The organism is Methanoculleus frigidifontis (genome assembly GCF_030464345.1).
Taxonomy (GTDB): domain Archaea; phylum Halobacteriota; class Methanomicrobia; order Methanomicrobiales; family Methanoculleaceae; genus Methanoculleus_A; species Methanoculleus_A frigidifontis.
This window is the reverse complement of sequence record NZ_VCYH01000001.1, coordinates 489,568-504,935: the sequence shown is the minus strand read 5'-3', so window position 1 is coordinate 504,935 and position 15,368 is coordinate 489,568. Positions and strand designations below refer to the sequence as shown.

Annotated in this window: 14 protein-coding genes; 7 read left to right on the top strand and 7 right to left on the bottom strand. The window is 60.2% G+C overall.

The window, feature by feature from the left end:
- The first annotated feature begins 57 nt into the window (after positions 1-57).
- Positions 58-402 carry a hypothetical protein gene (locus tag FGU65_RS02485; protein ID WP_301662814.1) on the top strand — a complete coding sequence of 115 codons (345 nt, stop codon included), beginning with the start codon at positions 58-60 and terminating at the stop codon, positions 400-402.
- Between the two features lie 129 nt (positions 403-531).
- Here the strand turns inward: FGU65_RS02485 and FGU65_RS02480 are convergent, their stop codons facing one another.
- Positions 532-945, bottom strand: coding sequence for a YybH family protein (locus FGU65_RS02480; RefSeq protein ID WP_301662813.1), 414 nt, complete (start codon positions 943-945; stop codon positions 532-534).
- Positions 946-1,216: 271 nt separating this feature from the next.
- Between FGU65_RS02480 and FGU65_RS02475 the strand changes: the two genes are divergently transcribed.
- Positions 1,217-1,606 (top strand): hypothetical protein, encoded by a 390-nt coding sequence (locus FGU65_RS02475; protein WP_301662812.1) that lies wholly within the window; start codon positions 1,217-1,219, stop codon positions 1,604-1,606.
- Between the two features lie 22 nt (positions 1,607-1,628).
- Complete coding sequence (locus tag FGU65_RS02470) at positions 1,629-3,935, top strand: efflux RND transporter permease subunit (RefSeq protein WP_301662811.1); 2,307 nt, start codon at positions 1,629-1,631, stop codon at positions 3,933-3,935.
- 9 nt (positions 3,936-3,944) lie between these two features.
- On the opposite strand, the gene FGU65_RS02465 is transcribed toward FGU65_RS02470, so the two are convergent.
- On the bottom strand, positions 3,945-4,685 hold the full coding sequence (locus tag FGU65_RS02465; RefSeq protein ID WP_301662810.1) for a TrmB family transcriptional regulator: 741 nt from the start codon (positions 4,683-4,685) through the stop codon (positions 3,945-3,947).
- 139 nt (positions 4,686-4,824) lie between these two features.
- Here FGU65_RS02465 and FGU65_RS02460 point away from each other — a divergent pair, with 139 nt between their 5' ends.
- The gene (locus FGU65_RS02460) at positions 4,825-5,187 is read left to right on the top strand and encodes an antibiotic biosynthesis monooxygenase family protein (protein WP_301662809.1); all 363 of its coding nucleotides are present in this window, start codon (positions 4,825-4,827) and stop codon (positions 5,185-5,187) included.
- A gap of 67 nt (positions 5,188-5,254) precedes the next feature.
- Positions 5,255-6,547 (top strand): phosphopyruvate hydratase, encoded by a 1,293-nt coding sequence (eno, locus tag FGU65_RS02455; RefSeq protein ID WP_301662808.1) that lies wholly within the window; start codon positions 5,255-5,257, stop codon positions 6,545-6,547.
- A gap of 296 nt (positions 6,548-6,843) precedes the next feature.
- Here the strand turns inward: eno and istB are convergent, their stop codons facing one another.
- Both istB and istA read right to left on the bottom strand, forming a co-directional pair.
- A complete protein-coding gene (gene istB / locus FGU65_RS02450) occupies positions 6,844-7,593 on the bottom strand; it encodes an IS21-like element helper ATPase IstB (protein ID WP_301662807.1) in 750 nt (249 codons plus the stop codon).
- Positions 7,593-9,071, bottom strand: a complete 1,479-nt coding sequence (istA, locus tag FGU65_RS02445; RefSeq protein ID WP_301662806.1) for an IS21 family transposase — start codon at positions 9,069-9,071, stop codon at positions 7,593-7,595. The genes istB and istA overlap by 1 nt, the downstream gene beginning before the upstream one ends.
- 681 nt (positions 9,072-9,752) lie before the next feature.
- On the opposite strand from istA, the gene FGU65_RS02440 reads away from it, so the two are divergent.
- Positions 9,753-10,664 (top strand): class 1 isoprenoid biosynthesis enzyme, encoded by a 912-nt coding sequence (locus tag FGU65_RS02440; protein WP_301662805.1) that lies wholly within the window; start codon positions 9,753-9,755, stop codon positions 10,662-10,664.
- A 56-nt stretch (positions 10,665-10,720) separates the two neighbouring features.
- Positions 10,721-12,175 carry a hypothetical protein gene (locus FGU65_RS02435; protein WP_301662804.1) on the top strand — a complete coding sequence of 485 codons (1,455 nt, stop codon included), beginning with the start codon at positions 10,721-10,723 and terminating at the stop codon, positions 12,173-12,175.
- A 21-nt stretch (positions 12,176-12,196) separates the two neighbouring features.
- Here the strand turns inward: FGU65_RS02435 and glnA are convergent, their stop codons facing one another.
- From glnA to FGU65_RS02420, 3 genes are all read right to left on the bottom strand, one after another.
- A complete protein-coding gene (gene glnA, locus FGU65_RS02430) occupies positions 12,197-13,525 on the bottom strand; it encodes a type I glutamate--ammonia ligase (protein WP_301662803.1) in 1,329 nt (442 codons plus the stop codon).
- Between the two features lie 83 nt (positions 13,526-13,608).
- Positions 13,609-14,370 carry a 2,3-diphosphoglycerate-dependent phosphoglycerate mutase gene (gpmA, locus tag FGU65_RS02425; RefSeq protein ID WP_301662802.1) on the bottom strand — a complete coding sequence of 254 codons (762 nt, stop codon included), beginning with the start codon at positions 14,368-14,370 and terminating at the stop codon, positions 13,609-13,611.
- A 117-nt stretch (positions 14,371-14,487) separates the two neighbouring features.
- Positions 14,488-15,255, bottom strand: coding sequence for a winged helix-turn-helix transcriptional regulator (locus FGU65_RS02420; protein WP_301662801.1), 768 nt, complete (start codon positions 15,253-15,255; stop codon positions 14,488-14,490).
- Positions 15,256-15,368 lie beyond the last annotated feature (113 nt).

The window sequence follows — 15,368 nt, the reverse complement described above, 5'->3', positions numbered from 1 at the left end:
AGACCGGACGGAACGCTGCAATACGCTTTTAAAGAAGCGTGACCGATATCGTTCTCTATGACACCCTGCCGCCGGATCCTCCTGACGCTGACCCTCTGCCTGCTCCTCTGCGCCCTCGTCGGGGGGGCGGCGGCGCTGACCATCGAGTCGAGCACAGCGGACGTCGTCCACGGCAGCACCTTCACCGTGACCGTCACCGGCGAGCCCGAAACGGTCTACTCCCTCTCCGTCAACGGCACCGATCTTACGGACGAGAACCGGTATACCCGGGTCGCACCCGGCCAGCCCGGTGTCAGCCCCAGCATCGGGGTTCCGGTTGGCGGGGCGGCAGACGATCCACGCACCACGGCAAACGGAACCCTCCCCGCATGCTCCACCCGGCACCTTCCCGCGGTACGCTGACGCCGCGTACATGCCGCTCTGCGGTCTCTCCGGAGGCCAGATCGTGGCGAGCAGGGTGACCCCGGTGCCGGGAATATGCCGTGACCGGATCTACACGGCGCATCACAGCACCGATCCGAAGGTTCTCCCTCACTTCCCGGATGCAGCGGGAGAACTATTCCAGATGTCCCATGCATTCCTCCATCCTTCAGCCGTGCGCTTCCATACGACCACGTACTTGATCTGCTGTTCGACCGGCGCTCCACCCTGAGAGTGCACCGTGAGGACACCCGTACCCATCTCATGGCGGTAATCGCCGCTCCCTGAGATTTCGACCGTGGTCAACGTCGCTTCTGTAACACCTGATTCCATGACCGTCCGCCAGTACGCCTCGATAGCCTGCTTTCCCCGAACCATCTCCGCATCCGGGGGAAAGATGACCGCATCATCGGCAAAACCTGCCGCCGTTATCGAGGCGTCACCCTTCGTGAAACCTTCAGAGAATCGCTTATTCACCTCTGCGATGGGTTTCCGGGATTCATCAATCAGACCTGCCTTCTGCATGCTTTCCTCATCTCCTGCTGCTGCCCCTCGCCCCGGGGCTGCGGCTCCACTCCGCCTCCAACACTATGAAACTACCCACTCCAAAAACCGCCGCGAGGGTCGATCGCACCGTGCCGGGATCTCCCCAAGGACGCTGCAGATCGCGAAGGCCAAAAGCAGGACGGGTTGCCAGGGAGAAATGGTGAGTCATTCAGGAATTGCCCCCCTCTGCAGTTGCACCACATATATCACCGGATCGCGCAGACCTCTTCTCACGAAACTGGCGGTTACCATGATTCTATCAGACATTTCAGCAGTCCGGAACACGCCTGTCGGGGAGGAACTGCTTCTTCCCGGCCGGTTGCCGCACGGAGACGAGGGTTTTGCAACATTCCGGGTCTGGGACGAGGCCGGGTTCCTGCCGCCGCGGGTCCACCGGTGCATCGTCGACCTGCTGCACGCCGGTATAATGGAAGACGAGATCGATGCAGAGACCGTCGCCCTGCTCGTATCGCGGTGCCTGGAAGCCTGCGGCTACGAGGGGGAGTACACCATCCGCGACCCCGCCCGTCTCCGACGGTTCGCCGCCGAATGCGGCATCGCCACCAACCGGCGGAGCGACGAAGCCGTCGCCCGTGATGTAACCCGGGCGATCATCGGCGAATACGGGGCGGACGCCTGATACACCGACGGAGGAACCGGCAGTGAAATCACCGTTCACCCTGCTCGCGGACGCCATCGTCTCGCGCCCGTTCGCCGTCGCGGGCGTCTTCGCCTTCGTCCTCATCGCCGCGCTCTTCGGCATGACGATGGTCTCGATGGAGACCGGGGACGACACCTACATCGATAAGACCACCTCGCGGGGCGCCCTGCTCAGCCACTACAAGGACACCTACAGCTCCGACGCCATCATGATCCTCTTTGAGGCCGACGACGTCCTCAACCCCGACGTGCTCGCCTACATCGATCTCCTCGAGGAGGATATCAGGAACGAGCGCTACGTGGCTGATGTCTCGAGCATCGTGACCATGATCAAGGCAGCGGGCGGCGGCGACCTTCCGCGGTCGCAGGCCGATATTATCAGCGCAAAAGCACAGGTGCCCGCAGACCTCCTCGAGCGGTACGTGCCGTCGAACCTGATGACGATCGGTGTCGTCACGCTTGAACCGGGCGTCTCGAGCGACGCCCAGAGTCAGGTGCTTGCCGGGATCGACTCGCTCATCGGCATCTCGGACCCGCCGCCGGGGGTCAGCGTCACCGTCTCCGGCACGCCGGCGTTCCAGGAGGAGATGAAACAGGAGATGGGCTCGTCGATGGGGATGCTGATCGGGGCCGCCATGCTCCTCATGGTGCTCGCCGTGATGCTGCTCTTCTCCCACGTCCGCTACCGGCTGCTGCCGGTGGCCGTCGTTGCGACGGGGCTGATCCTGACCTTCGGGATCATGGGGCTTTTTGGGATCCCTATCAGCATGACGGTGATCGCCGCCTTCCCGGTGCTGATCGGGATCGGGATCGACTACGCCATCCAGTTCCACTCCCGGCTCGACGAGAGCGTCCGGCAGATGCCGCTCGCTGAGGCCGTCCGGGCGGCGATCGCGAACGCAGGCCCTTCCATCCTCGTCGCCATGGGGGCGACCTCAATGGGCTTTATCGCCATGCTCCTGGCGCCGGTGCCGATGGTCGCCGACTTCGGCGTCACCTGCACCCTCGGCGTGGTCTGCTGCTACCTCGCGGCGCTCGTCATCGTGCCGACCTTCGCCCTCATCATGCACTACCGCTCAAAACCCCATGTCGGGGTGCTGGACGACGTCGCCTCCTGCGAGCTCGACTGGCAGGGCTGCGAGACGGAGCCGCCGCACGCTGCGGGGACACGCGGCTCCCTCATCGAGCGCTACGACGCACTGCTCGGAAAGATCGCCTACACGGTCGCGAAACACCCGGTGCCGGTGATCCTGCTCTTCTGCGTGGTGGCGGCGGTGGGTTTCCAGCTCGACGGCCGGGTCGCCATCAACGCCGACGGGGAGACCTTCGTCCCCTCGGAGATGCCGGCGCTGCTCGACATGAAGAAGATCACCCGGACGATGGGCTCGACCTCGAGCATCCCGGTCGTCATCGCAGCAGACGACGTCCTCGACCCCGGGGTGCTCGGCTGGATCCGCGACTTCGGGGAGTACGAACTTGAGGACGAGCGGATCACCGCCGTTACCAGTATCGCCACCCTGGTTGCAGACTACAACGGCGGTTCGCTCCCTGATACCGAGCAGGAGATCGCCGCGATCGTCGACCGGATCCCCGAGGCGTCCAAAAGCCGCTACCTGAACGGGAATATGGAGGCCGTGCTGGAGTTTTCGACCGTGGATATGGAGATGGACGCCTCCCGCTCGCTCGTGCAGGACATCGGGAAGGACATCGACTGGCTCGAACCTCCCGCAGGAGTCCACGGGCAGGTCACGGGCACCATGGAGATGTTTGCAGGGCTGATGGACGACATCAAGGAGTCCAAGACCGGGATGACGGTGCTCGGATTCGCCTTCATCCTCGGCTTCCTGCTGCTTGTCTACCGGAAGATCAACGCGGTCTCGCCCCTCATCCCGATCGTCCTGATCGTGGGGTGGAACGGGGCGATCATGTACCTGCTCGGGATCGACTACACGCCCCTGACCGCGGTGCTCGGTTCGATGACGATCGGCGTTGCGTCCGAGTACACCATCCTGATCATGGAGCGCTGCGAGGAGGAACTTGCACGGGGGATGGAGATCTCGGCAGCGATCCGGACGGCCGTCCAGAAGATCGGCACCGCGATCACGGTCTCGGGCCTGACCACGGTCTTCGGCTTCTCGGCGCTGGTGCTCTCGTCCTTCAATATCATCAGCAACTTCGGGATCGTGACGGTGATCACCGTCGGCTTCTCGCTCGTGGGCGCGATCCTGGTCATGCCGGCCGTGCTCTCGCTCATGTACCGCTTCGCCGGAAGGCGGGACGCGGGCGCCGAGCAGGCGGCTTTGGCCTGACCCCCTCTCCTACTCGCGGATCCGCTCAGCGATGCTTTTTGCCAGGTAGCGGATTAAAGCCCGCTCCGTGCCGATGAACGCAACCTGCTCGGCACCGCTTCTGCCGATGAAGAAGATCTCCTTCGCGTCGATGAAGAAGACGGCGGTCATATCGACGCGCCCCTGCCCGGGGATCTCTTCGTCGAAGAAGTCCCGGAGAAGCCCGTCCGCCTCGTATATCGGGAGCCTGACGGCAGAAAACGCCTCTTTGTCGCTGACGACGATGGAGACCTGGATCCGCCGCCGGAGCTGTTTGAAGAGGCGCTCGTGCTCCTGCAGAAAGAGGGGATCGCGGCAGAGGACGAGGAGCTCGTCCTGCACCTTCCGAAAGACCGACTGGAAGTGGTTCTCGATCGCCCAGTCGCTCCGGAGGACAAACCAGGGCGTGGGCGGCACCGGCAGCTCGACCTCGAGGCTTTTCAAGGCGGTGCGTGCCTCTTCAAGCGACCGTACGGCGTCCTCTTTGAGCCGGTCGATCACGGCGTCGGTGTCGAGCACGTAGTAGGAGTTCGGTGAGCCTTCCTCGACGCCGATGAACCCCCGGCGGACAAGGTCGTGGAGGATCTCGTAGATGCGCCCGCGGGGAACGCCGCTCAGCCGGTGGATCTCGCGTGCGGTGGCTTTGCGGAGCCCGACGAGGGTGGAGTAGACCCTCGCCTCGTACTCGTTCAGGCCGAGCGTGCGGAGCTGCGGGATGATCTCGATCGTCATTGCAACTCTATTTGGTTGCACCAGGCATAGGACTATCCCTCGCGGAGAGCGGATCCTGCAAAAGCACTCCCTCGAGCGGAGGGGGGCGGCGGGCGATGCCCCCCCCCACCCGGCACAAGGTATAAGAGCGATCGGTCCCGTGGAGTCTCCGGTTACTATGGTCGTTGCACGGATGACCCGCTGGAAGTACAAGAGCGGCCAGCGGGAGAAGGCGCTTGAAACCCTCGATGAGATCATGGCGATCGGCATGAGCGGGTTTCGCGGAGATATCATACTCCTCGCTGAGGAAGACCCCGACACCGAGGTCATCGTCACGTTCTGGGACGACGATGCGGCGATGAAGGCATCGGCAGCGCAGCTCTTCCACCCGGAGGGAGACCTGAAAGGTCCCCTTGAACAGCTGCAAAAGTACCTGACCGGCCCTCCCGAGGTGACGGACTTCACCGTCTATGCGGCCAGGGCACGGGACGTCAGGCCCGGAGCGGCACCGCGACCGGTCTAAGAACCCTGCCGGCGATCCGAAGGTTCATGCGCATCGCCGGACAAAAAGCACCACTGAGATGATATGTATGACCCAGATCGACACAACCATCCGATCGATCCATGCCCGGGAGATCCTGGACTCCCGGGGCAACCCGACCGTCGAAGCCGAAGTCACCCTCGCCTGCGGGGCGATGGGGCGCGCTGCATCGCCCTCCGGCGCCTCCACCGGCGTTCACGAGGCGCTCGAACTCCGGGACGGCGTCATCGGCCGCTACAACGGAAAAGGCGTGCAGCGGCCGGTCAGCCTGATCAACGGCGAGATCCGGGACGCCCTGACGGGGCTCGACGCCGGCGGCCAGCAGGCGGTGGACGAGGCGCTGATCCGGCTCGACGGGACGGCGAACAAAGAGAATCTCGGCGCCAACTCGACGCTTGCAGTCTCGATGGCCGTCGCCCGGGCTGCCGCCGCAGCAGCGGGGCGGCGGCTCTGGGAGTACCTCGGCGACCCGACAGAGCCGCTCCTCCCGGTGCCGGCGATGAATATCCTCAACGGCGGCGTGCACGCAAACTGGCAGGGGCCCGACTTCCAGGAGTACATGATCGCACCCTACGGCGCTCCGACCTTCGCCGAGGCGCTCCGCTGGGGTGCCGAGATCTACCACGCCCTCAAGACCCTCCTCAAAGAGAAGGGCTACAGCACCGGCGTCGGCGACGAGGGCGGGTTCGCGCCCGCCGTCTCCTCGAACACCGAACCGCTCGACCTGATCGTGGCGGCGATCGAGCGGGCCGGCTACCGTCCCGGCCAGGAGATTGGGATCGCCCTCGACCCGGCGTCGAGCAGCTTCTATACGGACGGCGCCTATGAACTCCGGACCGAAGGGCTGACCCTGGACGCCGCCGGGATGGTCGACCGCTACCGGGAACTTGCCGACACCTACCCGATCGTCTCCATCGAGGACGGGCTCGCCGAGGACGACTGGGACGGCTGGAAACTGCTGAACGACGCGATCGGCGATCGGGTGGAGCTCGTCGGCGACGACCTCTTCGTGACGAACGTCAACCGGATCGAGCGGGGAATCCGGGAAGGCACGGCGAACGCCGTCCTGATCAAGCCGAACCAGATCGGGACGGTCACCGAGACGATCGCCGCCGTCCGGCTTGCGCACAAGAACAGCTGGGGCGCGATGGTCTCCCACCGGAGCGGCGAGACCGTCGACACCTTCATCGCCGACTTCACCGTCGCGATGCGGACCGGCCACCTCAAGGCCGGGGCGCCGGCACGCGGTGAGCGGGTGGAGAAGTACAACCAGCTCCTCCGGATCGAAGAAGAGGCAGGGAATGCCGCCCGGTATGCCGGGCGGAAAGGGTTCATCCGGTAGGGGGTGCAGGCGCCGGAGCGCCACCGGCACCCCACTCGATATTCTGTTCGGACCGGGAAACCATCAGGCGGCACCGGCGGTTCCATTTTGCTGACCAGGGATTTTTGAGACCGATATTTACAAATAGTATCCTTGGTGAGACTTATCTACGGCCAGCACGAACGGGATCAGACCTGCGGCAATCATCCGCTGCAGGAGCGTGAAGTACACACAACACGCTAGGAGAGAAGTCCGGGTGTTTTGGCTCATTCAAAAGTGATCCACTTGGCTCATCTAAAACTGATCCACCTGAGCTATCACTTTCGCCTTCTCCCTGATGAATCCTTGGGTGTTCCTCGCTGACGGAAACTGGTTCCTGCCATATTCATGACAAGGGCTCGATGCGTGATTCGGTCAAGCACGGCAGCTGTCAGTGCCTTATCGTGAAAGATCTTCACCCACTCGGAGAAGACCAGGTTTGACGTAATCATCGTGCTCGCGGTCTCATACCGAGACGCAAGCAACTGGAAGAGCAGTTCCGCTCCTGCAAGGTCAAAGGTAATATACCCCAATTCATCCAGGATCAGGAGATCCACTCGTTTCAGCTGTCGGAGAAGATACGTCAATCGCCGCTCCTGTTTCGCTTCAACCAACTCATTGACAAGTCCCGCCGTCGTCTTGAACATCACCCGATACCCGTGTTCACAGGCCAGGACTCCCGTGGCGATCGCCAGATGGGTCTTCCCGGTTCCCGAGTTCCCGATCATCAGGATATTCTGATGCTCTTCGATGAACTGCAACTGTTTCAGGACAGCAAGATACGCTCGTCCATCGTCCGGCAACAGATCGACCACAACCTCATCAAACCGCTTCATCGTGGGAAACCCCGCGATTCGGATGGCATTCAGCCGTTTTCGTGCTAATCTCAGTTCGTATTCAGACTCCAGAGCATGAAGGAGAAAACCCGTAATCTCTTCGGAGCATGGACCGGGTTCAAGTTCCCGTACTGCCGCAGCAAGCCCTGAGAGACGCAGGATATGACAGAGTTCTTCAATTCCGGCAGGCATCAGAGAACACCCCGGAGATAGCCATCGTAGTGAGAGAAATTCGGTTCCTCCATGCTGATACGATCCGGAGGAAACGAGGTCTCCGGCAGCTGAACTGCCTGGTGCATGATGACGCATCGCAGGGTCTCATAGGTAGGAACCATGCCATGATCTTCCAGGAGTCGGATCGCGGCAACGAGTTCCTCTTCCGATGCTTCATGGAACAGCGAGAGGATCGGCAGGAAGTCTTTGTGTCTCCCGGCATAGTGCTGATGGAGCAGGTGCTGAATTGCCTCGTCTAACTGCCGGAATACCCGGGAATGCTGGAGTGCACCCGGTTTTCGTGAAAAGGTTTTGAGAAAGTGCGTGAGGTCGTAGGCCAATTCCCCTTTTCCGAATCGGCGTTCGTGACATGCAAGCAACTCATTGCCACCGACCAGCTCAACGGTGTCGGGAGAGTAGTTCAGGGTGAGATAATTCCCGGGATAGGTATCCGGCACCGAATAGTAGTTTGACTCGAAGACAACATGTGAGTATTTTGAGATCCTGGCTGAACGGGATTGATAGGTTGAACACTCAAGAGCCGGGAGAGGAGCAAATGTTTCTTGCTCGTGAAGGAGGCCTGTACTGGGAGGGGATGGTCGGCGATACACGAAACCCTCATTGATCTCTTTGACCGCTGTTGCCAGATACTGGTTTGCTTCCTTTAGGGATGAGAACGTGGTTCGCTCACTGAATGCCCGCCGTCTCACGTAGCCGACAGACTGCTCATCTGTTCCTTTCTCGTGCGGAGACCGGGGATTGCAGGCATGGGGTTCAAACCCATAGTGGAGGGAAAACTCAAGAAACCGGGAGTTCCACTCTTTGGTTCTGGGGTTGATGATGGCCGCCATGTTATCGTAGAAGATGGTCTCCGGTACGCCACCGATCTCGTTGAAGAACCGAATGTGCGCATCAAGAACCTCAAGCAATGTCTCACGATGGTAAAGGTAGGAGAACCGATACAGGGAATGGTTGAGCACCATGGAGGCCATGGGAAACTTGCCCCAGCGGGCATTGACCTGGAGATCCGTCTTGCCAAAGTCAAACTCTGCGCGGCACCCGGGATCCGTTTCCTGAGCGATGTAGACTTCCCGATGACCATACTGGTCTTTCCATAAAGCAACCTCCCGTTTGACGGTGCTATGACTGATGGTATAACCCTCTTTGACGAGATGATCCCAGATCTTCCGTCCAGTCCACCGCTGTTTCTTCGGGAGGTCAGCATTCGCCTTTAAGATCGCATGGATCTGGTCTCGAATCTCGGGAGTGAGAGCAGTGCAGGAACGCTGAATCTGACGATCCCGGGGAAGAATTGTTTCTTCGATTCCATCTTTGACCTCCTGAACCCGCTGGAGATACCGTGCTACGGTATTCCGGGAGATATTGAGTTCTCTGGCGACTCGTCTCTTGGATCCATAGAGATTATAGAGCTCTACAATGCGTCGGATATCGCTCATCGATTTCACCTACAGGACCCCTCCAGATCGGATGATGGAACCGGAGGGGGGATAGGTGGATCAATTTATGGTGAGCCTTTTTGGGGAAAGTGGATCAGTTTACGATGAGCCAAAACATCCGGGCATTGTATGACGGAAGACTTGAGAATTGCCCTTTTTGGAGAAACGCCGGAACACGATATATTCCGCGCCTCGTATGCGTATGCAGAACATGACTATCAGAACCTGCTGGCATTCCGAAGGGAGAGGCATCACCCGGAACGCGTACTTGTGTCTCTCAAAAGAGAGCGCAGACGGCTCATGAATCTAAAGAGGGTTCGAGCGGTTGTGGGGTACACCGATCGGATCCTATCCACCGATATCGAAAAGGGACTGCAGCGCAGGGAGCTTTTGCTGGCTGAGGAGCGGATATACCGATTTGCAATGATGCGGGATCTCGGTATCAATGCGGACCAGGACCGTGAGAAGGACGAGATACACGGATGGGTTGAGATGCTGCTTGCAGGAAGCCGGAGCGAGAATCACAGTTTTCTGGAGTCGCAGGAAGAATTTATTCAGATTGCACAGTATTTCTGTAGAACAGAGCAAGAAGAACCTTTTGTATGGCTGCATGCATACATCCGTGAATTCATAGACATCTGCCCAAAATCCTATCTTGAAAAGGGCGTATTCGGAAAGTTCATGCGATCTGTTTTTGGGGTGTTCTTCTTTGCACGGACTGCCGGCAACACCGATTATACGAGTATTGCACGGCTTTCAGGACACTTTGCAACAACGTATCTCTTCGATGATATTCTCGACGATCCGGGATATCCGGATGAGGAGAAGACAGACTATTTCCAGAACGTCCTGCAGATTCTCGCGAGCAAAAAGTATGACGAACAGGAGTATTCGAACGATCCGGTAATGGCCTTCTCGGAGCGGGCATTTACGGATATGCGCGATATCCTTGATGAACGGCGAGGACGAATGGTCGCGCAGTCATACCACGCGATTGCGCAGGCGACCTACACAGGATCCCACTGGAAGTATACCACGCCGCTTACCGAGGCGGATCTGTACGCCATTGCCACCATAAAAGCGGCATATACCCGGATCATTCCGGCAATCCTTGCAGGCCACACCATCGATTCCGGGTTTCTGGCACACTGCATGCGAGCGGGCCTCATCTATCAGCTTACGGATGACCTCCGCGACATCACCGACGATCTGGAGGAAGAAACCATCACGCCGTTCAATTACTATCGCTACGGCATCAGCGCCATGGATGTCCACCCGGTTGAGGTGTTCTTTGCGGCAGTGCGCAGAATCTCGGAAGAAAACCTCCGGAACATACCTGATGCACGGGATCTCTGGGTACTCCGAATATCGCACTCCCTCCGCATGCTCCAGATGAAGCACGGGGAAGAGAACCTGCAGACACTCTTTCGCGAACTGCATTTCCCTGACGATGCCTGTACCACCGAAATGGCGCGCATAGGTGAATACAGCAGCGTGATCGTCGATATCGAGGCTGAAGCGGCGAAGACCTCTTCGGACAGCGCCGTTACCATGCGGGGCGGCTGGAGCAGCAAGCCGGTCTATGGCCATTGAAACGTTTTGGAACCATCAGAAGGCCAGAGGAGGCGGGTATCACGGTTCAGGAAGTATTGGATGCACTCTACGGCGCTCACGACAGTGCCGATCTCTATGCTGCCTCGCACCGATACGTTCTCCGGGACTTTGCCGACCTCCTGCAGTACAGAAACAACGGATATGATCCCGACAGGATCGCGAACATCATACGGCAGGAGCAGAGGAGGCTTTGCAACCGGCGGCGCATCGCCCGGGCTGTCAGATCCATAGACGGGCTCCTCACGACGAACCTCGAACAGTATCGGGGATACTCCACGATGTACCGTGAAGCCGTCACCTACTACCGGTATTCCTCACTCAGAGATAAGGGGATTGTACGCCGGGAAAACGAAGTACGGCAATTCAAAAAAGACCTGAAGGGAAAATACCTCCAAAACAGAGATCTTGTCGCAGGTGCGGATCCGGACCGCATCATTCAGCCTGATGCTCTGGTAAAGCTCTTCGGCAAACTGACAGGAATCGGCAGCGAAGAGGCTGCACTGCTCCAGAGCGAAGTCTGCAGATTTGTTGCAGTCTGTCCCGAACAATACATCCGGCGGGGACTCTTTGCAAAATATCTCGGTTCATTCTTCGGCGCAATGAAATTCAACCACCAGGCCCCAGAGATTGAGTATCTCCAAAAGTTTCGGATCGGATCCTCTTTCGGCAAGACCTATCTTTTTGACGAGATCATCGACGATCCGGCATACTCCGCTGCAGAGAAAGAAGCATATTACCGGAATATTTTGCAGATACTCTCAAGCAGGAGAGGAGACAGACCACAGTTCTCGCAGGACGCGCTCATGGCGTACACCGAAGATGCACTGATCACCCTGCGGGAAACACTCTCGGAAGAGCGATGGAATATGGCAGCGAAGGCATATGCCGTCCTCGCCGAAGTATCGGTGATGGGTGCGGGATGGGCCGGTGATCGTTCACTCTCGGATGAAAATCTGTACGTGCACGCAGCCCTCAAAGGAGCATATACACGCATTATTCCTGCAGTTCTTGCAGACTGCAAGATCACCGGGAGATTCGTGGCACACTGTCTGCGATCAGGATACCTCTTTCAGCTGCCCGACGATCTGCGCGATATTCCCGACGACCTGCGCACCGGAATCGTGACGGCGTTTACGTATTACCCGAACGGGGTCGGCCGGCTCCAGCATCACCCGATCGACATCCTTCTTACGGCACTGTCCCGGACGGCATACGTCGACTATCCGGAGATGAAGGATGCCTGCAGGCTCTATATGACGTGCATCTTCCAGTCGCTCAAAGCCCTGCAGATGAGCAACCAGGGTGGAGACCTCTGCATATTCTTCCGTGACATGCAGTTTCCCGATGAACGAATACCGAACGAACTGTGCAGGGGAGGCCGCGAGTACTGCATGGTGACGGATTTTGAAACCGAGATCGCGCGGGAATGCACAACGCTCGCCCTTGAGATGAAAAACCGGCAACCGCCCTGCACGAACGATGCGGGGTAGAAAAGAGATTTGGGGGTATGCTCAGTAGGTCGCGAGGTAGCGGTCGAGCTCCCAGGGGTGCACCGCTGTCCGGAAGGAGTCCCATTCAAGGTCTGCAATGGACGCGAGTGCGTCGACGACATGGCTGCCGAGCGCTCTGCAGATGACGTCGTCGGCGAGGAGCGCCTGGTTCGCCTCGTAGAGGTTCGCCGGCAGCGTCTCGATCCCGGCTTTCTGCCGCTCGGCGGCGGTCATGTGGTAGATGTTCGTATTGGTGCTCGCCGGGGGCTCGGTCCGGTTCCGGACGCCGTCCATACCCGCCGCAAGGAGCGCGGCGAACGCCAGGTAGGGGTTGCAGGTCGGATCGGGGCTCCGGAACTCGGCGCGGGTGCTGTTGCCGCGGGGTGCGGGGATCCGAACCTGCGTTGAGCGGTTGGAGGTGCTCCAGGTGATGTAGCACGGCGCCTCGTAGCCGGGCACCAGCCGTTTGTAGGAGTTGACCGTCGGGTTCGCCACCCGGGTGATCGCTTTTGCGTGGGCAAGGACGCCGCCGATGAAGTGCATGCAGGTCTCGGAGAGCTGCTGCCAGCCGTCGGGGTCATAGAAGGCGTTCTTCCCGTCCCTGGCGAGCGAGCAGTTCACGTGCATACCGCTGCCGCAGATGCCGTAGATCGGTTTGGCCATGAAACTCGCGTGGAGATTGTTCATGAGGGCGAGCGTCTTGACCGCGAATTTAAAGGTCATGACGCGGTCTGCAGTCGTCAGGGCGTCGCTGTACTTGAAGTCGATCTCGTGCTGGCTCTCGGCAACCTCGTGGTGGGACGCCTCGATCTCAAAGCCCATCGCCTCGAGAGCAAGGATAATGTCGCTGCGGACGTTCTCGGCGAGATCGGTCGGGGCGAGATCGAAGTAGCCGCCGACGTCCTGGAAGAGCGTCGTCGGCCGGCCATCGACCATCCGGAAGAGGAAGAACTCAAGCTCCGGGCCGGTGTTGAAGGTGTAGCCGTCCTTCCTCGCATCCTCCGTCACGCGCCGCAGGACGCAGCGCGGGTCGCCCTCGAACGGCCGGCCGTCGGGCCCGGTCACGTCGCAGACGAACCGGGCGACCGTGTTCTCGTGCGGCCGCCACGGGAGGATGGTGTAGGTGTCAAAATCCGGCTTCAGGAGCATATCCGACTCTTCGATCCGGGCGAACCCCTCGATCGAGGAGCCGTCGAACCCGATACCGTCGGTCAGCGCCTTCTCAGCCTGGCTGACGGGGATCGCGACGTTCTTGGGCATGCCGAGGAGATCGGTGAACTGGAGGCGCAGAAACCGTACGTTGTCCTGCTCGATCCTTTTGAGGAGTGTTGAAACGGTATCCGGGGACATACGAGAAGCGTTGCCTCTTGCTCGAGTTTAACACTTTGCATCGTGCATCCGGAGGGGCGCCGGCCTGGAATGCGCCGGAGAGTTCATCGCCCGGTTTTCGTCTCAGGCGCGGCCTGCTTCGCCACCGCCTGCGCAGCCCGTGCAATCTCGTCCGGATCGCCGAGGTAGAAATGGCGGACGGCGTTCAGGTCGTCGTCCATCTCGTAGATCAGCGGATAGCCCGTGGGGATGTTGAGGCCCGCTATCGTCTCGTCCGGAACGTCGTCGAGGTATTTGACCAGTGCCCGGAGGCTGTTGCCGTGCGCCGAGATAAGAACGGTCTTCCCGTCCCGCAGGCTTCCCGCTATCTGCTCGTGCCAGTACGGGAGCGTCCGGTCGAGCGTGTCCTGCAGCGACTCGGTCGCCGGCAGCTCGCCGGGCTGCATGTCCGCATAGCGGGGATCGAACCGGGGGTGCCGCGGATCGTCCCACGGCAGCGGCGGCGGCCGCACATCGTAGCCGCGCCGCCAGAGATGCACCTGCTCTTCCCCGTATTTTTCGGCGGTTTCGCGTTTGTTAAGCCCCTGAAGAGCGCCGTAACTCTTCTCATTCAGCCGCCATGACCTCTGCACCGGGACATACATCAGGTCCATATCGTCCATGACGATCCAGAGCGTTCGGATCGCGCGTTTGAGCACGGACGTATAGGCGAGATCGAACGTATACCCGCCGTCCCGCAGGAGCGCCGCAGCATGCTGGGCTTCGGCGATGCCCTGCTCAGAGAGATCAACATCTGTCCATCCCGTAAATATGCCCTCCCGGTTCCAGAGGCTCTCGCCGTGCCGCAGCAGAATCACCTGTGCCATCGTGCTCCTCCGATCTTCGTGATTGTTCTCCTTCCACTAAAGATCTCCGGTGGAACAGAGATCCCGGCGGCATCCCGCCCCTCAGACGGCCTGCAAAACCGTAACTCCGCAGGGTGCTCATCCCCTCCCCTCCCCTCGATTGCCCGATGCCGGCAGGTGCCGTTTGAGCGCCGCTGCAGTCGCATCGGCGAGCAGGTATCGCTTCTCCCGTCCATCCTTCTCGACCTCCACGATCCCGTCTGCCGCGAGCCGGTGCATGTGCCATGAGACCGAAGGGCCGGCGATCCCGAGCCGGGCGGCGAGTTCCCGGCGCGATGCCGCCCGGCTCGCATGCAGAATCGAGAGAATCTCCCGGGCATTCCGGTTTCTGAGGTGGATGAGCATCTTCTCCTCAAGGGCGGAGTACTTCTGCCGGTTCTCGAAGTAGCCGGTGTGCCCCTCGACACTGGCAGCGGTGACCATCCCGAACTCCTGCAGCCGCTCCAGGTGATACTGTAGCGTCCCCCGGTTCACCCCGAGGTCGCGGACGAGGGCGCCTGCGTGGATGCCGGGGCAGGCGACGATCCGGTCGTAGATCGCGGTCCGGGTATCGTGTTCGAGTGCGGCACGTTTGGCAATCCGCCGATAGCCGAAGAAGAGCCAGATATTCAGCAGAACGAGAATGTTGACGACGACAACGAGCTCCGGGGCGTGGATTGAGAGAAAACCGGACAGCAGGATCGAGACCGGGACCTGCCACCACTCGATGGGCACTGCGTCTCCCGGCGGACCGTCGGGCACAAAGCCGCCCGCCGACGTAACCGTGTAGCTGGATTCGGCTGCTGCGCCGGCGGGAAGAAGAGAGAGGAGGGTTATGAGAATGAGAGCCGCCGCCCGGTTTCGCATGCTACGAGATCGGAACGCCGCCACTTGACCTTTGCGTTTTTTTAGCAGGCGCCCCAGCCCGGTTGTAACGAAATTGAGGCCTCGGCGCGTTCAGGTAGACGATCGGGACAGAA